The sequence below is a fragment of the Neobacillus sp. PS3-12 genome (assembly GCF_030915385.1).
GTDB lineage: Bacteria > Bacillota > Bacilli > Bacillales > Cytobacillaceae > JAEVLT01.
In genome coordinates this window covers 443161-461898 of record NZ_CP133268.1, presented here as the reverse complement: position 1 = coordinate 461898, position 18738 = coordinate 443161, and the positions used below count along the sequence as shown (strand labels likewise).

The 18738-nt window shown below is 41.2% G+C and carries 11 protein-coding genes and 3 rRNA genes; 6 read left to right on the top strand and 8 right to left on the bottom strand.

Annotated elements, in window-relative coordinates:
* Positions 1-28 precede the first annotated feature (28 nt).
* Positions 29-553 (bottom strand): CBO0543 family protein, encoded by a 525-nt coding sequence (locus RCG17_RS02410; RefSeq protein WP_308173684.1) that lies wholly within the window; start codon positions 551-553, stop codon positions 29-31.
* A gap of 582 nt (positions 554-1135) precedes the next feature.
* Between RCG17_RS02410 and abc-f the strand changes: the two genes are divergently transcribed.
* Positions 1136-2770, top strand: coding sequence for a ribosomal protection-like ABC-F family protein (gene abc-f, locus RCG17_RS02405; protein ID WP_308173683.1), 1635 nt, complete (start codon positions 1136-1138; stop codon positions 2768-2770).
* 357 nt (positions 2771-3127) lie between these two features.
* Here the strand turns inward: abc-f and RCG17_RS02400 are convergent, their stop codons facing one another.
* Positions 3128-3265, bottom strand: coding sequence for a hypothetical protein (locus RCG17_RS02400; protein WP_308173682.1), 138 nt, complete (start codon positions 3263-3265; stop codon positions 3128-3130).
* A gap of 335 nt (positions 3266-3600) precedes the next feature.
* Positions 3601-3936 carry a L,D-transpeptidase gene (locus RCG17_RS02395; protein ID WP_308173681.1) on the bottom strand — a complete coding sequence of 112 codons (336 nt, stop codon included), beginning with the start codon at positions 3934-3936 and terminating at the stop codon, positions 3601-3603.
* Between the two features lie 392 nt (positions 3937-4328).
* On the opposite strand from RCG17_RS02395, the gene RCG17_RS02390 reads away from it, so the two are divergent.
* From RCG17_RS02390 to RCG17_RS02375, 4 genes are all read left to right on the top strand, one after another.
* A 16S ribosomal RNA gene (locus RCG17_RS02390) occupies positions 4329-5878 on the top strand.
* A gap of 331 nt (positions 5879-6209) precedes the next feature.
* A 23S ribosomal RNA gene (locus RCG17_RS02385) occupies positions 6210-9147 on the top strand.
* Between the two features lie 73 nt (positions 9148-9220).
* Positions 9221-9337: ribosomal RNA gene (rrf, locus tag RCG17_RS02380) — 5S ribosomal RNA — on the top strand.
* Together the 16S, 23S and 5S rRNA genes form the textbook arrangement of a ribosomal RNA operon.
* A 259-nt stretch (positions 9338-9596) precedes the next feature.
* Positions 9597-9731 carry a hypothetical protein gene (locus RCG17_RS02375; RefSeq protein ID WP_308173680.1) on the top strand — a complete coding sequence of 45 codons (135 nt, stop codon included), beginning with the start codon at positions 9597-9599 and terminating at the stop codon, positions 9729-9731.
* A gap of 259 nt (positions 9732-9990) precedes the next feature.
* Here the strand turns inward: RCG17_RS02375 and ilvN are convergent, their stop codons facing one another.
* Both ilvN and ilvB read right to left on the bottom strand, forming a co-directional pair.
* Positions 9991-10488 carry an acetolactate synthase small subunit gene (ilvN, locus tag RCG17_RS02370; protein WP_308173679.1) on the bottom strand — a complete coding sequence of 166 codons (498 nt, stop codon included), beginning with the start codon at positions 10486-10488 and terminating at the stop codon, positions 9991-9993.
* Positions 10481-12184, bottom strand: coding sequence for a biosynthetic-type acetolactate synthase large subunit (gene ilvB / locus RCG17_RS02365; RefSeq protein ID WP_308175753.1), 1704 nt, complete (start codon positions 12182-12184; stop codon positions 10481-10483). Before ilvB ends, ilvN begins: the two co-directional genes overlap by 8 nt.
* An 842-nt stretch (positions 12185-13026) precedes the next feature.
* Between ilvB and RCG17_RS02360 the strand changes: the two genes are divergently transcribed.
* On the top strand, positions 13027-13317 hold the full coding sequence (locus tag RCG17_RS02360; protein WP_308173678.1) for a hypothetical protein: 291 nt from the start codon (positions 13027-13029) through the stop codon (positions 13315-13317).
* 226 nt (positions 13318-13543) lie between these two features.
* Here the strand turns inward: RCG17_RS02360 and RCG17_RS02355 are convergent, their stop codons facing one another.
* From RCG17_RS02355 to RCG17_RS02345, 3 genes are all read right to left on the bottom strand, one after another.
* Entirely contained in the window at positions 13544-13912 is a 369-nt protein-coding gene (locus tag RCG17_RS02355) for a CotD family spore coat protein (protein ID WP_308173677.1), read from the bottom strand.
* 181 nt (positions 13913-14093) lie between these two features.
* Entirely contained in the window at positions 14094-14792 is a 699-nt protein-coding gene (locus RCG17_RS02350; RefSeq protein WP_308173676.1) for a Crp/Fnr family transcriptional regulator, read from the bottom strand.
* A 193-nt stretch (positions 14793-14985) separates the two neighbouring features.
* Positions 14986-18690, bottom strand: a complete 3705-nt coding sequence (locus RCG17_RS02345; RefSeq protein ID WP_308173675.1) for a DUF2062 domain-containing protein — start codon at positions 18688-18690, stop codon at positions 14986-14988.
* Positions 18691-18738: the final 48 nt, after the last annotated feature.

Below are 18738 nucleotides of genomic sequence, written 5' to 3'. Positions count from 1 at the left end.
TAGCTTTTTTAAAAATTAAAAAGAATCGTCATTCAAACGATTCTCTAGGTATGTTGAATACATTGGCAAGAAAAATTAAAAATAAAATCGAAATAATCCATGCTAACCATGGTTTGTTAAAATGAATTTTTAATACGGTAAACATGACCAGGTTAAAAAGCATTGACCAATAGAGGTTCCAACCGTACTGATACACAATCAAATGGAAATACGTATGGGAAACAAATTCAATAGAACTAAAAATAAAGACCCACAGCAAGATCCAAAAGCATTGTTTCGTTCTTTGTTCAGGGAATCTTCCCAGATAGATAAGAAGGGTGGAAGTATAACAACACAACATGATAAAAATGCAAATAATTAAATGACCATGTAAAATGTTCTCTCCAATTATCCCTTTGGAAAAATACCATGGCCTATGGTTATGAAGTAAGGCATTATAAAAGAAATCGCCGCCGATCCAAAATAAGTACGTAGGGTAATACTTTTTCCAATTTCTCCAATCTCCCCACTTATAGGCAGCAACAATAAATGCTATGTATAATATGATGCGCATAGGAAGCCCCTTATCCATTGATGTGGTAATATTTTTTACTCTAAGATAAAATTTAGTTCTTTGAAAAGTGGCACGGCTTTCCTTAGACTTTGTATGCACGTTGATGCAGCCACGAAATATGTTTGGTCATCCAAATGGCAATGATGTAAAATACGACGAGTGAAGTAAGCAGAAAAAGGATACATAACCCTCCTTAAAACTATCTCACTCGTAGTTTTGCCTGTTTCTGGGATGAATATTAGAAGAAAATAGTAAAGCTGCAGATTCTGCATCACTGGTTTAAGATACGGGAGAAGTACTAAAGGATAAATAGAACAACCTTCTCTTTTCATTCGCTGATTTTACAGATATAATATGTGTAATCAAAAAAGAAGGGATGATGGGTGGCCGATGATTAACTAATCTTATTTCAGACATTTGAAAATTTATTTTCAAATAAAAAATAGGATTAGTTTGCCCATTTTCCATAAATTTTTAAAGCTATTGATGAAATAGCTTTGTTTCGTTATGAAAAAAGCAACTAATCCTTCCAAGTTCATTTGGGAGGATTTTTTCTCCCTTGAAAACGAAAGGGTGAGTTTTTTGAAAGAAATTGTGAAATTAAATCACATTAGTTTAGAAATAATGGACCGTTTAAAATTGAATGATATAAATGGAATAATAGGCCATGGAGAAGTCATTGGTTTAATCGGCCGTAATGGGAGCGGAAAGTCCACGCTGTTACAACTATTGCTAGGACCGGTAAAGCCAACTGAAGGACAGGTTGAATGGAAAATAAGCAAAACCGATGTATTTTTAGTTGATCAGGAGAAACAAAGCTATACAACCAATCATGTGAGCGAACGAGAAGCAGAGCTGCTGGCAAAATGGCATATTCCAGATGTTCCATACGAACTGTTAAGCGGCGGAGAAAAACTCAAAGTTCGTTTGGTAAAAGGCTTTGCATCCGAACCCTCCTTACTCCTGTTAGACGAACCAACAAACCATCTGGATCGGGAAAGTATTGAGATGTTAATTGCTCAGATGAACAATTATAAAGGAACCATCATTGTCGTTTCGCATGACAGGTATTTATTAGACCAGGTCGTGACAAAAATCTGGTCAATTGAAAATATGAAATTAATGGAGCAGAAAGGAAATTATTCACATTATATTAAAGTCCGCGAACAAAGAAGATTAACACAGCAAAGAGAATACGAGAAACAACAAAAAAAAATCGAATCGGTCGAACATCAAATAAACAACTTATCATCCTGGTCACAAAAAGCGCATGCACAATCAACGAAGCAGGAAGGGATTAAAGAATTTTACCGAGTCAAGGCAAAAAGAATGGATTCCCAACTTAAATCGAAACAGAAACGTCTTGAAAAGGAGCTTGATAAGAACACGGTTGAACGTGTCAAGGAAGACGAACCTGTTCGTTTTTCTTTGGGAGCCAATACGAAGGTTGGAAAAAGATTTTTAGAGGTTAAAAATTTAAAAAAGAGGTATGGAGAACGAATCTTATTTGAACAGACGAATTTTATAATTCAGCATGGGGAAAAAATTGCGCTGATTGGTCCTAATGGCTGCGGGAAAACAACATTTTTAAATATTGTTATGGGTAATGAGCCTTCCGAAGGGAATATCTGGCTTTCCCCGTCTGCCAATATTGGCTATCTAACACAACAAGTATTTGACCTTCCACTGGATCAAACTCCTGAGCAATTATTTAATAGGGAAACATTTAAAGAACGGGGTAAGGTACAGAATTTATTGAGGCATTTAGGATTTACTGAAAGTCAATGGTCGGAGCCAATCGAACATATGAGTATGGGCGAGCGTGTGAAGTGTAAACTCTTGAAATTTATACTGGAAGATAAAGAAGTACTCATATTAGATGAACCGACAAACCACCTAGATTTGCCTTCGAGGGAGCAATTGGAAACAACGTTAGCAGACTATCCAGGTACGCTGATTATTGTTTCACACGATCAGTATTTCTTAAGTAAAACCACGTCAGTACAGTTGGTGTTTGAAAATAATCAGATTCAAAAGAAAATATCGAAATCAATTGAAATAGTTGATTCTTCAGAAGAACTACGCTTAAAGCTAGAAACTGAGCGGCAGGAAGTATTGGGGAAATTGAGTTTTTTAACATCAAAAAGCCCGAAGTACCAAGAACTTGATCAAAGATTTAATGAACTTACAAGGAAGATTAAGGGTTTTAAAGATTGACCGACTTAAGGCAATATTAAGGCACATTCATTATGATGACAGTGGGTTGGATGGCATGCGTGGCCATCATTGTATTAGGCGCAGGCGGGGCCAATACAGGGGAGGAGATATTATCTAAAAAGTTGATACAATTAATGGTAGGCACATAAAAAATAAAATATTAGAACCAAATATAATAACCCTGCCACATCACTATTGGCAGGGTTATTTTCTGACTTCAGGTAAGAGGTCCACTGTCTCACATCCTTTTTATTAATAGGCTTGCTTGATATATAATTCTATAACCCTGCCACATCACTATTGGCAGGGTTATTTTCTGACTTCAGGTAAGAGGTCCACTGTCTCACATCCTTTTTATTAATAGGCTTGCTTGATATATAATTCTAGCTGTTCTTTGGTTAAATGCTTTACAAATAGATTGAAATTCAGCGACTCCATTCCATAACTTTGACAAATAGTCCGATAATACTCATATGCTTTCTGGTAAATTTCCATTTTTCCCATCTCCTATCTGTTATATAACAATTAATATATTATATTATTAATGTATAACAGATGTGAAACTGCGTCAACATGTTTTTTTGAGTTTTTTCTTTTAAATACATGGATTGTGTGACTCAATTAACAGAAAATGGTAAAACATGCAAAGCTAATTGAAAATCGTGCAAACCTCCTGCAAAATGGTGCAACCCTTGCATGAAATTGTGTAAATACCCCCGAAAATGGTGCAAAGCTGATTTACCACTCAAAGGATTCATAAATAAAGTGGAACGCAGCTGCGTTCCACTTTATTTATAGGGGTATATCGATTTGGGTGTTACTCCATAATATCATTTATGAATGACAACCTCAGTCCCGATTGGAACCAATGAAGAAAGTTCCAATACGTCATGATTGTACAATCGTATACATCCATGAGATACGCTTTTCCCAATTGAGGAAGGATTATTTGTACCGTGAATACCGTAGTGTGGTCTTGATAGTCCCATCCACATAACTCCAAATGGACCTCCAGGATTAGGATCCTTATTAATAATTGTATAAGTGCCAAAAGGTGTTTGGGTTAAGATTTTTCCTGTAGCTATTGGGTATGTTTTTATCGCCCTGTTATTATCGTAAAGCGTTAGCTGATGTTTTGTTGTTGATACTCCAATCCATTTCACCATAGTCTCATTCACCGTTTTTTGTCTTATTGTATGAATGATTTTAGTTATTTGCGACATTAAGAGGTTATAGAAATTGCCCGTAAAACCACGTGGGCTTGCCCCGTGGAGTAAGTCAGTTATATAATTCTTCTAAATTGGGAAAACCTTCTATTGCTAGTTAATAATAAGGATGTTATAGTAATAAAGCTGATTCGTTAACAGCTTACGAAAATATTAAAAACCAAATATTTTTCGTAGAAGTTGACAACAACGAATCGGTGTGATAAGATAATAAATGTCGCTAAGATAGGTAATTGTTCTTTGAAAACTAAACAAACAAAAACGTCAACAATAAACAATAGTGAAGTTATCTTCACTAGCCAACGTAACATTTATGAGCTAACTCATACTCTTTAATGGAGAGTTTGATCCTGGCTCAGGACGAACGCTGGCGGCGTGCCTAATACATGCAAGTCGAGCGAATCATTAGGAGCTTGCTCCTGATGATTAGCGGCGGACGGGTGAGTAACACGTGGGCAACCTGCCTGTAAGACTGGGATAACACCGGAAGCTGGTGCTAATACCGGATAATCCTTTACCTCTCATGAGGTGAAGCTGAAAGTCAGTTTCGGCTGACACTTACAGATGGGCCCGCGGCGCATTAGCTAGTTGGTGAGGTAACGGCTCACCAAGGCGACGATGCGTAGCCGACCTGAGAGGGTGATCGGCCACACTGGGACTGAGACACGGCCCAGACTCCTACGGGAGGCAGCAGTAGGGAATCTTCCGCAATGGACGAAAGTCTGACGGAGCAACGCCGCGTGAGTGATGAAGGCCTTCGGGTCGTAAAACTCTGTTGTTAGGGAAGAACAAGTATCGGAGTAACTGCCGGTACCTTGACGGTACCTAACCAGAAAGCCACGGCTAACTACGTGCCAGCAGCCGCGGTAATACGTAGGTGGCAAGCGTTGTCCGGAATTATTGGGCGTAAAGCGCGCGCAGGCGGTCCTTTAAGTCTGATGTGAAAGCCCACGGCTCAACCGTGGAGGGTCATTGGAAACTGGGGGACTTGAGTGCAGAAGAGGAAAGCGGAATTCCACGTGTAGCGGTGAAATGCGTAGAGATGTGGAGGAACACCAGTGGCGAAGGCGGCTTTCTGGTCTGTAACTGACGCTGAGGCGCGAAAGCGTGGGGAGCAAACAGGATTAGATACCCTGGTAGTCCACGCCGTAAACGATGAGTGCTAAGTGTTAGAGGGTTTCCGCCCTTTAGTGCTGCAGCTAACGCATTAAGCACTCCGCCTGGGGAGTACGGCCGCAAGGCTGAAACTCAAAGGAATTGACGGGGGCCCGCACAAGCGGTGGAGCATGTGGTTTAATTCGAAGCAACGCGAAGAACCTTACCAGGTCTTGACATCCTCTGACACTCCTAGAGATAGGACGTTCCCCTTCGCGGGGACAGAGTGACAGGTGGTGCATGGTTGTCGTCAGCTCGTGTCGTGAGATGTTGGGTTAAGTCCCGCAACGAGCGCAACCCTTGATCTTAGTTGCCAGCATTTAGTTGGGCACTCTAAGGTGACTGCCGGTGACAAACCGGAGGAAGGTGGGGATGACGTCAAATCATCATGCCCCTTATGACCTGGGCTACACACGTGCTACAATGGATGGTACAAAGGGCAGCAAAGCCGCGAGGTGGAGCCAATCCCATAAAACCATTCTCAGTTCGGATTGTAGGCTGCAACTCGCCTACATGAAGCCGGAATCGCTAGTAATCGCGGATCAGCATGCCGCGGTGAATACGTTCCCGGGCCTTGTACACACCGCCCGTCACACCACGAGAGTTTGTAACACCCGAAGTCGGTGGGGTAACCGTAAGGAGCCAGCCGCCTAAGGTGGGACAGATGATTGGGGTGAAGTCGTAACAAGGTAGCCGTATCGGAAGGTGCGGCTGGATCACCTCCTTTCTAAGGAAAATGTCCTTACGGACATCACAGATTGTTGGTACACGTTATTTGTTTGTTTAGTTTTGAGGGAATAAGCCCTCGCCAAGTTTGCTCCTGCGCCAGCGCATAATCGAAGAAGATTATGTTCAGCTCGTCGCAAGGCAGCTTGAAGCAAAACAAGAAGCATTTCATGATGTAAATTCGTGGAAGTAGCCTTGTTTAGTTTTGAGAGAACAATCTCTCAATTCGTTCTTTGAAAACTAGATAATCGTATAAGAAGAAGTCAAGAAAGAACCGAGTAATCGCCATTTTAGTTTTCTCTCTTATTTAGTTAAGAAGAAAAAACCTTTTAGGTTAAGTTAGAAAGGGCGCACGGTGAATGCCTTGGCACTAGGAGCCGATGAAGGACGGTACTAACACCGATATGCTTCGGGGAGCTGTAAGTAAGCTTTGATCCGGAGATTTCCGAATGGGGGAACCCACTGCTCGTAATGGAGCAGTATCTTTATCTGAATACATAGGATAATGAAGGCAGACCCGGGGAACTGAAACATCTAAGTACCCGGAGGAAGAGAAAGCAATTGCGATTCCCTAAGTAGCGGCGAGCGAAATGGGAACAGCCCAAACCGAAAGGCTTGCCTTTCGGGGTTGTAGGACACTCTACATGGAGTTACAAAGGAACGGGGTAAATGAAGCGATCTGGAAAGGTCCGTCATAGAAGGTAAAAACCCTGTAGTTGAAACTTCGTTCCCTCCTGAGTGGATCCTGAGTACGGCCGGACACGTGAAATCCGGTCGGAAGCTGGGAGGACCATCTCCCAAGGCTAAATACTCCCTAGTGACCGATAGTGAACCAGTACCGTGAGGGAAAGGTGAAAAGCACCCGGAAGGGGAGTGAAATAGTTCCTGAAACCGTGTGCCTACAAGTAGTCAAAGCGCGTTTTTGCGTAATGGCGTGCCTTTTGTAGAATGAACCGGCGAGTTACGATCCCATGCAAGGTTAAGTTGATGAAACGGAGCCGCAGCGAAAGCGAGTCTGAATAGGGCGATTTTAGTATGTGGTCGTAGACCCGAAACCAGGTGATCTACCCATGTCCAGGGTGAAGGTAGGGTAACACCTACTGGAGGCCCGAACCGACGCACGTTGAAAAGTGCGCGGATGAGGTGTGGGTAGCGGAGAAATTCCAATCGAACTTGGAGATAGCTGGTTCTCTCCGAAATAGCTTTAGGGCTAGCCTCACGTTGTAAGAGTCTTGGAGGTAGAGCACTGTTTGGACTAGGGGCCCTCATCGGGTTACCGAATTCAGACAAACTCCGAATGCCAAAGACTTATCCGTGGGAGTCAGACTGCGAGTGATAAGATCCGTAGTCAAAAGGGAAACAGCCCAGACCACCAGCTAAGGTCCCAAAGTATACGTTAAGTGGAAAAGGATGTGGAGTTGCTTAGACAACCAGGATGTTGGCTTAGAAGCAGCCACCATTTAAAGAGTGCGTAATAGCTCACTGGTCGAGTGACTCTGCGCCGAAAATGTACCTGGGCTAAACGTATCACCGAAGCTGTGGGTGGACACCATTAGGTGTCCGCGGTAGGAGAGCGTTCTAAGGGCGTTGAAGCTAGACCGTAAGGACTGGTGGAGCGCTTAGAAGTGAGAATGCCGGTATGAGTAGCGAAAGATGAGTGAGAATCTCATCCACCGAATGCCTAAGGTTTCCTGAGGAAGGCTCGTCCGCTCAGGGTTAGTCGGGACCTAAGCCGAGGCCGAAAGGCGTAGGCGATGGATAACAGGTTGATATTCCTGTACCACCTCTTTATCGTTTGAGCAACGGGGGGACGCAGGAGGATAGGGTAAGCGCACTGCTGGATATGTGCGTGTAAGCAGTTAGGCTGGTGAATAGGAAAATCCGTTCACCGCAAAGGCTGAGCTGTGATGCCGAGGGAAATAGAGTACCGAAGTTCCTGATTCCACACTGCCAAGAAAAGCCTCTAGCAAGATAAAAGGTGCCCGTACCGCAAACCGACACAGGTAGGCGAGGAGAGAATCCTAAGGTGAGCGAGAGAACTCTCGTTAAGGAACTCGGCAAAATGACCCCGTAACTTCGGGAGAAGGGGTGCTCTTTGGGGTTAATCGCCCTGAAGAGCCGCAGTGAATAGGTCCAGGCGACTGTTTAGCAAAAACACAGGTCTCTGCGAAGCCGCAAGGCGAAGTATAGGGGCTGACGCCTGCCCGGTGCTGGAAGGTTAAGAGGAGGGGTTAGCTAAAAGCGAAGCTCTGAATCGAAGCCCCAGTAAACGGCGGCCGTAACTATAACGGTCCTAAGGTAGCGAAATTCCTTGTCGGGTAAGTTCCGACCCGCACGAAAGGCGTAACGATCTGGACACTGTCTCAACGAGAGACTCGGTGAAATTATAGTACCTGTGAAGATGCAGGTTACCCGCGACAGGACGGAAAGACCCCATGGAGCTTTACTGTAGCCTGATATTGAATTTTGGTACAGCTTGTACAGGATAGGTAGGAGCCTTTGATACGTGAGCGCCAGCTTACGTGGAGGCGTTGGTGGGATACTACCCTGGCTGTATTGAAATTCTAACCCGCACCCCTCATCGGGGTGGGAGACAGTGTCAGGTGGGCAGTTTGACTGGGGCGGTCGCCTCCTAAAGAGTAACGGAGGCGCCCAAAGGTTCCCTCAGAATGGTTGGAAATCATTCGCAGAGTGTAAAGGCACAAGGGAGCTTGACTGCGAGACCTACAAGTCGAGCAGGGACGAAAGTCGGGCTTAGTGATCCGGTGGTTCCGCATGGAAGGGCCATCGCTCAACGGATAAAAGCTACCCTGGGGATAACAGGCTTATCTCCCCCAAGAGTCCACATCGACGGGGAGGTTTGGCACCTCGATGTCGGCTCATCGCATCCTGGGGCTGTAGTCGGTCCCAAGGGTTGGGCTGTTCGCCCATTAAAGCGGTACGCGAGCTGGGTTCAGAACGTCGTGAGACAGTTCGGTCCCTATCCGTCGTGGGCGCAGGAAATTTGAGAGGAGCTGTCCTTAGTACGAGAGGACCGGGATGGACGCACCGCTGGTGTACCAGTTGTCTTGCCAAAGGCATCGCTGGGTAGCTATGTGCGGACGGGATAAGTGCTGAAAGCATCTAAGCATGAAGCCCCCCTCGAGATGAGATTTCCCATAGCGTCAAGCTAGTAAGATCCCTGAAAGATGATCAGGTTGATAGGTCAGAGGTGGAAGCACGGTGACGTGTGGAGCTGACTGATACTAATCGAATCGAGGACTTAACCAATAGTAATGATTATTCGTTCTTTACACTTCTTCTGATTATCTAGTTTTGAGGGAATGAACCTCAATTCAATAAGTCTGGTAATAATGGCGAGAAGGTCACACCCGTTCCCATACCGAACACGGAAGTTAAGCTTCTTTGCGCCGATGGTAGTTGGGACGAAAGTCCCTGTGAGAGTAGGACGTTGCCAGGCAAAAAAAGGACAACCTAATGAGGTTGTCCTTTTTTAAACTATTTTCATTTAAATAATGGCTGAAACCTAACCTATGGTAAAGACTGCCTTATTTAAACAATGATGAAACCTTTTAAAAAAGTCATAGTTTTGAATTAAATTAATATAATACAGAAGATGGTGTCATAATACAGGAAGGGAGTAATCATTTTCATAGTACATTATGATCGTTTATTTATGACAAACTTATTTTCTGAGACTTTTTGAAGGAGGAAACCTAATGGAAAAATTTGATTCAGTGTGCATTTATTGTGGTGAACCTCTTTCCAAGTGGGAAAACACTAGAAGCTATTGCTGGAATTGTAATGAATTAACAACTTCTGAAGCTTTTCATGAAGATGATAATAAGGATTAAAGTAATGTTGTGCAAATAAACAGTCCCCTCTATAGAATTTTTCATTGAATGTACTTCCCCAAAACAAAAATGCTGATTTTTAATAAGGAGCATGGAAAACATATTCAACCGTACGTGGAGGATGAAAAAAATTATAACAGGATTGTGCCTGAGTCTCCCTCAAACTCTCCAAATTTAATGCTGCAGATGAAAAAGCAAATTTTTTAAAATCAGAGAAAGCCGCTATTCAGATAAACTGATAACGGCTTTTTCTATTGTCTCAACTATTCATCCAGCAATCTCCACGCCGCATAGCTGTTGCACCGGTACGTGTCAATTCTAAAATTCCATATGGTTTTAATAGCTCTACCATCGCTTCGATTTTATAAAGTTCGCCAACTACTTGAACAATTAAACTATTAGGGCCAATATCAATAACAGATGCCCGAAACGTATTCACAACTCCCAAAATTTCAGGACGTTTGGATGGCTCCACTCGAACTTTGATAAAGCACAATTCTCTTGCCACCATGTCGCTGGAACTTAAATGGTCTACTTTAATAACATCGATGAGTTTGCTAAGCTGTTTTTCGATTTGATCAACGGTTTGTTCATCACCTGTTGTGACAATAATCATTCGTGATAATCCTGGTTCCTCACTGTTTCCAACGGTAATGCTGTCAATATTGAAGCCGCGGCGGCCAAATAAACCAGAAATCCTTTGCAAAACGCCAGGTTGGTCATTTACCCAAGCAGAGATTGTATGTTTATTAATCATTTGCATTTTCCCCCATAACCATTTGATTTAACGGTGATCCGCTTAAAACCATCGGGTAAACATTCTCTGCAGTTGGAACGACAAACTCAACAAGAACTGGTCCAGCTATATCAAGAGCCTCATGCCATGCCCGAATCGCTTCTTCCTTATTAGTGGCTCTTAATCCTTTTATTCCATAGGCATCTGCCAGTTTTACAAAACTAGGGCTGCCTGACAGATCAACTTGACTGTACCGTTTTTCATAAACGATGTCCTGCCATTGTTTAACCATACCCAAGCTCTGATTATTGATAACTACAATCTTGACCGGAAGATTGTGAATTGCACAAATCGCCATTTCTTGTGCACACATCTGGATTCCGCCATCCCCGTTAATGGAAATGACTAAGCGGTCAGGACTTCCAATTTGTGCACCAATGGCAGCAGGCAATCCGAATCCCATCGTTCCCAGACCTCCCGAGGTAATAAGCGAGCGTGGAGTGTTAAATTGATAAAATTGAGCCGTCCACATTTGATGCTGGCCAACGTCGGTTGTAATAAGGGCATCACCGCCGGTGGTTTCACTAATCATTTCAATTACAAATTGTGGTTTTAGCTGACTATCTGAATCGTTATATCTTAGTGGGTACTTTGATTTATGATCTTGGGTTAAATTAATCCATTCGCTTGAATGCGCTGGTTTAGCTTTTCTATTGGCATGGGTTAATACAGCTTTAATATCGCCAACACACGCTATATCCGTTTTGACATTTTTGCCAATTTCCGCTGGGTCAATATCGATATGGGCAATCCGTTTGGCGTTTGGTGCAAAGGCATCCAATTTCATCGTGATCCGGTCATCAAACCTTGAACCGATAGAAATGATTAAATCCGCATTTTGTACGGCCATGTTTGCGGCATACGTACCATGCATCCCAAGCATTCCCAGCCATAAGCGATGGGCACTTGGGAAACTGCCTGAACCAAGTAAGGTAGTGGTCACTGGGATATTTGTTTTATTTACGAATTCCAGCAGCTCTTCCGATGCATTTGAATAAACGACTCCGCCACCAGCGATTATGACAGGTTTTTCAGATTCCTCAATGGCCGAAAGTAAACGATCAATCTCAGTTTGATCAGGTTTTGGTTCAGGATTGTAGCCGCGAATATTTAGGTGATCGGAAGGAGAAAAGTTCAATTTTTGATTGGATATATCCTTAGGAATATCGATTAAAACAGGTCCTTTTCTTCCTGTGTTGGCAATATAAAATGCTTCATGAATGATGCGTGGAATATCATTTACATCACGAACTAAATAGCTATGTTTCGTAATCGACATGGTAATACTAACGATATCTGCTTCCTGAAAAGCATCCGTTCCAATAACGGTTGTTGGAACATTTCCTGTAATGATGACCATGGGAACGGAGTCCATATAAGCCGTTGCAATGCCAGTTACTAGGTTAGTTGCTCCCGGACCAGAGGTGGCAATACAAACTCCTACTTTTCCAGTTGAACGGGCATACCCATCTGCTGCATGAACAGCTCCTTGTTCATGTCTGGTCAAAATGTGTTTAATCTCTGGCCTGCTTACCAGCGCATCATATATGTAGAGGACATTTCCACCTGGATATCCAAATACATAATCGACACCTTCCATTTCTAAACAGCGTAATAAGGCTTCAGATCCCGTTATCATTTCATTATTTTTTGACATTTCCACTTAAATGCCCCCTTAAATAAAAATAACCCCTTTCATCCAAAAGGCGGACAGATTTACTGTAAGCCTTAGGGACGAAAGGGGAGAAGTTCCGTGATACCACCCTGATTCACTGGGACCTTACGATTCCAGCCTCATGAGGTAAGAATGTTTCTTACCTGCAGCACAATAACGTGTGCCAATCCGTTCTGAGTCTACTCATCAAATCAATGACTTTCTTTCAAATGCTCCGAGATGACATGATACCTAGGATTATGACAAAGGTCTCAGCAATTCCTTTGCTCTCTGGACATAGGGTCCTTAGTACATTTTCTCTTCATCGCTTTTATTCTATTAATATATAAAAACCCCTTTCATCCATAAAGCAGACAGATGCAACTGCCAAGCCTTAGGGACGAAAGGGGTAAATTTCCGTGGTACCACCCTGATTTACTGGGACCTTACGATTCCAGCCTCATGAGGTAAAGATTTGATCTTTACCTGCAGCACGATAACGTGTGCGAATCCGTCTTGAGTCTACTGATCAAACCTTAGAATGGCTTGACTTTCTTTCAAAAAGCTCCGAGACGACAATCTACCCTGAGATTATGGCAAAGGTTTCAGCAATTCCTTTGCTCTCTGAACATAAGTGCCTTGGTAGATTTTCTCTTCAACGCAATGATAATTTATTTATATTTTTAACACAACTTTCTTAATTTTTCAAATACTTTTTTTAAAAAAATATTCTTTTGAATGAATCGTGAACAAGTGTGAATATATGAGCATAAAAAAATAAACGTGCTATAATGAAGGCGAAATCTATAAAATCTTGTTTTTCTAATCAAGAGGGGATATTCAAAATGAAAATAAATACAGCTGAACAGATACAGGAATCTATAGTTGAACGGTTACGGAAAGAAAAGGAACTGCAGGATGAAATGAAATTTCTCACACGAAAATCTATTTTAAAAAATATAGAACGGGTGAAAATGTCATACGATATCAGGAAACAAATTGACGGTATTCAAGAATTAGAAACACTAAATGCTATTTTGGGTGAAATATGGAATGTTAAAGATTTTAATAAGATAGAGGCGACGATTAATAAATACGATTGGTTTGAGGAAATAAAGAGGCTGGAAGAAGAATAACCATTCATCTTGGTTCATAAGGGGTGTCTGATTGTACTTAAGTCAAAGATTAATTGAAAAAATATTCATAAAATTTTCCTTTTTACGTAAGACTTGACCCTTTTGTAAAATTGCATATTTTATTTCTAGAAAGCAAAGATAAAGGCTGCCAATAAGCTATGTTGGCAGTCTTTATCGATTAAACTAATTTGCAGACTCAGTCACTTATTATTTTGGAAAAAGTACCTTAAAATCCATATGGCATTGTTGGACAGCAAGGGTTAACGGGGCATCCACACATTGTATGGGTTTCACAGCATTCATTTACGCATGATTCTGTGTGTGGAAAAAAATGTTGATGATTAACATGAAGCTTATTGACTGTTGTCGTATGTGAAGGATGGACATGAGAGACGACTTTATTAAATAAGTTAGTTTTTACATATTGTTGTGCAGGGTCTACTGTTCCTGGATCATACTGTGTTGGAAACACTGTTGGCGGGCAGTATTGAGGAGGGCATCCACATCCTTGTGGTGCAGGTGCACCATAACCAAATTGACCATGCATCATTGGTGTAGGATAACCACCATAACCAGCGAACTCATTTCTTTTCATCGTTATATAACCTCCATGTGAATTTGTCTTGATATATCATTAGTCTATGTCGATTTTTGATATTCGGACTAGTTGAGAAACCTAATTTTGGAGGTTATTTACATTTTCATTGAAAAAATAAATCTGCCGAAATTTGGCAGCCTTATTTGTTTCGTATAAAATTTTGGTGAATAACCTTCATTTACAATTGACAGTATTGAATTGGGCAACGCTCGCAGTCAATTTCATTTCGTAAATAATCGAGGTCCAGAACAAGAATTTTTCCGTCAACAATGTCAATAATCTTTTCTCTTTTTAGGTCAGAAAATAATCGGGTAACGCCTTCTCGGGTTGTTCCTGAAAAGTTGGCGATATCGCTGAGCGTATATTTGAAATCTACAAGGATTCCATTATTCATTTTCACTCCGAATGTATTTGTCATCCGAATAATAGTAGAGTAAACGGCTCCTTTTTTCCCGCACAAGACTAAATCGCGGAACTTTGTTTCATTGATTTTATTATATAAATTATTGGATTTTATTAATTCCAATGCAAGTTCTCTATCATCAAAAAATATTTTCTCGATTTGTTTTTTCTCAACAACAAAAACTTCGCTATTTTCCAGTGCTTTTGCCGAAAAAACTTGAGTTGCATTTTTATCAAAAAGCGTATGGTCTCCAATAACTTTGCCTTCAGTCACATATGATAAATAAAATTGTTTGCCTTCCGGTGTTTCTCTTGATATAACAAATTTTCCCGAGGTAACAAAATAGAAAGAATCTGCTTTATCTAGTTGGTGATACAAAAATGTATTCCTTCTAATACGAAGTTGCACGCCAATTCGTTTAACGAAATTAGCCATTATTGTTTCTTCCTTTGCAGCAACGTTTTTTGCATACATTTTTAATCACGCCCTTGTTCGATTTGTTGTCTCTAATTATAGCTTTATTACTATGGATATAGTGTTAAAGTAATTAGTTTTCACAAAGTTGTCGTAAAAAATTGAACAACTTGTGTCTTCATTTCACAACAAAAAAAGACGTTCCTGTGGGAACGTCATTGGGCGATGTTTCTTAATTGGTATGAATTTTTCCTTAATTACCTGCTATATGAGTTTCCTGAGTTACATTCCCTTTTCGTTTCAGTTTATTCCAACCTACAGTAACTCCCTTGATCGCCGATAAAATCGATTTAATAACGACATAAGTCATGAGCTGCTTATACAAGATCCTTTGCAAAAACAAAGAAGCCAGCGGTTTGGGATTTTCTTTTTCCAATCGAAACGCATATAGAGAAGTAGCAAAATCGAGCAAGTAAAACAAGGTAAATCCTATTGCTGCTTTTCCTGGGTGTTCTCCAAAAAGGGCGACAACGAACAGTAGATCCGCAACAGGGGATATCGTTTGATAGATATATTGGAAAAGCCACATGTTTGGCAGGCCGATGTATCCTAATGAGTGATATTTTTTATTGAACAAGGCCGCACGATGTTTCCATAAGCATTGTAATGTACCATAAACCCACCGATAGCGCTGTTTAGCTAGACTTTTAAGATCTTCCGGCACTTCAGTATAGGCATAAGCCTTTTCTTCAAATTCTATCTTTTTCCCTTGGCGTAACAGGGTAAGGGTGATATCGGTATCCTCCGCCAAAGTATCCTCTTTAAAGAATCCTGCTTCTTCGACAGCCGTCTTTCTCCAGGCACCAATCGCACCAGGTACCACTGTAATGCAGTTGAGAGCGGCAAATGCTCTTCGTTCCAGGTTAAAGCCTGTTACGTATTCAATATGCTGCCAGTTTGTAAGGAGATTCCCTTTATTTCCAACCTTCACATTACCTGAAACAGCAGCAACCTTTTCATTTTTAAAATGGTTCACAAGCAATGAGATGGCATTTTCAGCAATAAGTGTATCAGCATCTAGGGCGACTACAATCTCTCCGTTCGCTTCTTTAAAACCAAGATTGACAGCAGAAGACTTTCCACCATTTGGTTTTTTAATTAATCTGATGAAAGGATGGTTTCGATATGCTTCTAGAACAACAGCGGCGGTATCGTCCTTTGATCCGTCGTCGACAATCAGCACCTCAAAGGATGGATAGTCGCTGGATAAAATAGAATCAATCGTTTTGCAAATCACTTTTTCTTCGTTATAGGCCGCAATCACGACACTTACAAAAGGAGTAAAGTCATGGTCAATTTTGGTCTTGGTATACATTTTTACCTGCTTCCTTGAAAGGAAAATGAAAACAACCAGGCGCAGGATTCCTAAAAGGATTGCAGAATAGAACAAGGCGGTTAATCCTAATCTAAAGCCCTGTATCACCTTAAATACAGCTTTGTCATAAACCAAATACGGGTTGTCCTGATGAACAGGAGGCATAATCTGACTATTGCTTTTTCCAATTAAGTGGGCAATGGTTGTAAAGGTATACCCTTGCTTTTTTAATTCTTTTATAATCTGCGGCAAGGCCTTAACCGTGTTAGAACGGTCGCCGCCAGCATCATGAAGCAAAATCACATTTCCTTTTGGCAGCTGATCTAATACCCGCTTAATAATTTCATTACTTGAAGGGTTTTTCCAATCATTGGGGTCAATTAATTCACCGACCATGGTATAACCCATATCCTGTGCCCGTAAGATCGGCAGCAGTTGGCTTTTTGTGCTTGGTTCCGCATCGGCCTCATACGGCGGACGGAAAAGGTTCATCGAATGCCCCGTAATTTCCTCAAAAAGCCTTTGATTAGCATTTAACTCCATTTTTGTCTGATAGGGAATCGTTGCTGCAATATTCGGATGGGTAAAGGTATGGCTGCCAATTTCATGGCCTTCTTTAAACATCCTTTCAATTAATTTCGGATGAAGTTCCGCATTCTCTCCAACCATAAAAAATGTGCCTTTTATATGATTCTTGTCCAAAATGTCTAAGATCTGTGGTGTATACTTTGGATCCGGTCCATCATCAAAGGTAAGGACGATTTCTTTCTTTTTAGGTTTGCCATAACGTACGATCTCAAAAGGCTTCGGTAAGGACAGATAGGTTTCATTTTGTATTATGCCTTGAGGATCCAATTGAATCGTTCTTTTTCCATTTTTTGATTGAGAAACAACTTTTAAAATCTCTCCAGCCCCTGTGTAGTTAACAGGAGTTGGATTGTCCAAAGTTTGAATGGCAGTGGACGGATTCTGCATTTCCTTCGGTTTATTTAGGTAGTTCCAGATAGAAGGATCCTCAGAACCGAGACGCCATACCGCTATTCCTTTGGCACCGCGATTGATCGCCAAGTTCATTTGATTATAAAAAGTGGCCGCATCCAAAAACCAAACCAAATGATTTTTTCCATTTAGTCTGTAGCGTAAATAAGGGTTGCCTGCTTGGTTATTCCAAAAAATAGGAAGGTGGGTTTCTTTCCCCAGATTCATGATATCCCCAAACGTCATTGTCGTTGCAGGCTGATTGCTGTTTTCCTCCCAATCGTAGCCGTAGCTCCCCAAACTGACAATTAATTTTTCAGAAGGAATATGGAGCTGGTTTAAGCTCGTTTTTATCCAATCAGATTGGGCGACCGGTCCAGGTTGACTCTTGGAGTTGTGCTGGTCATATAGCATGACGACCATCCGGTCAACTTCAGCGGCTAAAGAAGGATAATTAAAACTATTGTTATTTGGTGGAACATCCATTGTTACAATAAGACCGTTTTGATGAAATTCCTCTGATACTTTTTGGATAAATTGGGTCATATTAGCATGATCATTTCCATCAATTTCTTCGAAGTCAATATTGATGCCATCAAAGTTATTTTTTTTCACATTAGCTAGCAAATTCTTAATAAAACGATCTTCAGCACCTGGAGTAGTCAATAACCGATGAAGAGTTGCTGTATCCCATTTATTGTCTATAAAGTTATTAACTAATGGTAGAATCTTAATATTATGTGCTTTTGCTAGTTTAGTAATCCTTGAGTCAGTGCTTGTTTTAAGGCTTAAATTGGGAGTAAGCTGCAGCCACTCCGGTATTAAGGTTGTAATGGAATTGATATGTTTTCTAAAAGAATTTTGGCTATTGGCGTCCCAATTGACGTAGAAACCGTAAACCTCCTGTTTGCCCTCTTGTTGATTTTTGTTCAATTGAGTCACAGGGGAGGGGACCGTTTCTTGAATCTGTGATTTTAGTTGTTCTTCGTTTAAACTTTGATTTATGGGTTCAATGCCAGCTGCTATTGTGCTTTTATTGAATTTTAGACCAGGAAAATTGGGGTCTGTATGAAGGCTATCAATAAAAATAATCGCTACTAAAACCATGAATATCGTAAAGCCTGCAGCAATTCGTTTAATAATCGACCAACGTCTTTTAGCCGGGTCAAGAAAGACATGCTCTTGATTTCTTTCCTTTTTTTTCAGCCCCAAATTGTAGAACCAATGGAAGAAAAAATAGCAAACAAGACCAATGAAGCCTCCCAAAAAACCTGATGCAATGCTTTGGGAAAGTTCCATTTTATGTTTGAGGGAAGTAAATAACGAGTAATGACTGGCCATATTTATAAAAGATTCTTCCAACACACGTAAATTTAGGAAGGGTAGATGACGAATGTAGGGAATAAAAATCGGAATTAATGTTCCAAGGAAAAGGGCGACAATATTAAGGCGAAACAAAAGTGAAAAAGCAACCATTAAAGGGATTCTTGCACTATATAAAGGTAAAAAACCCAAGAAGAATCCAATTGTACTCGCTATGGCTCCTCTATAACCAATAACAGGTGCAAACAGTGACCGAAAAAACCACCTAAAAACCCGATTCACAAAGATTCCTCCTTTATGGTAAATTCGACAAAAAATGACTTACTTAAA

Excerpts from the sequence above, each read along its gene's own strand:
- RCG17_RS02410 (WP_308173684.1), bottom strand. The coding sequence starts at position 553 with ATGCGCATCATATTATACATAGCATTTATTGTTGCTGCCTATAAGTGG.
- RCG17_RS02400 (WP_308173682.1), bottom strand. The coding sequence starts at position 3,265 with ATGGAAATTTACCAGAAAGCATATGAGTATTATCGGACTATTTGTCAA.
- RCG17_RS02395 (WP_308173681.1), bottom strand. The coding sequence starts at position 3,936 with ATGGTGAAATGGATTGGAGTATCAACAACAAAACATCAGCTAACGCTT.
- RCG17_RS02375 (WP_308173680.1), top strand. The coding sequence starts at position 9,597 with ATGGAAAAATTTGATTCAGTGTGCATTTATTGTGGTGAACCTCTTTCC.
- ilvN (WP_308173679.1), bottom strand. The coding sequence starts at position 10,488 with ATGATTAATAAACATACAATCTCTGCTTGGGTAAATGACCAACCTGGC.
- ilvB (WP_308175753.1), bottom strand. The coding sequence starts at position 12,184 with ATGTCAAAAAATAATGAAATGATAACGGGATCTGAAGCCTTATTACGC.
- RCG17_RS02360 (WP_308173678.1), top strand. The coding sequence starts at position 13,027 with ATGAAAATAAATACAGCTGAACAGATACAGGAATCTATAGTTGAACGG.
- RCG17_RS02355 (WP_308173677.1), bottom strand. The coding sequence starts at position 13,912 with ATGAAAAGAAATGAGTTCGCTGGTTATGGTGGTTATCCTACACCAATG.
- RCG17_RS02350 (WP_308173676.1), bottom strand. The coding sequence starts at position 14,792 with ATGTATGCAAAAAACGTTGCTGCAAAGGAAGAAACAATAATGGCTAAT.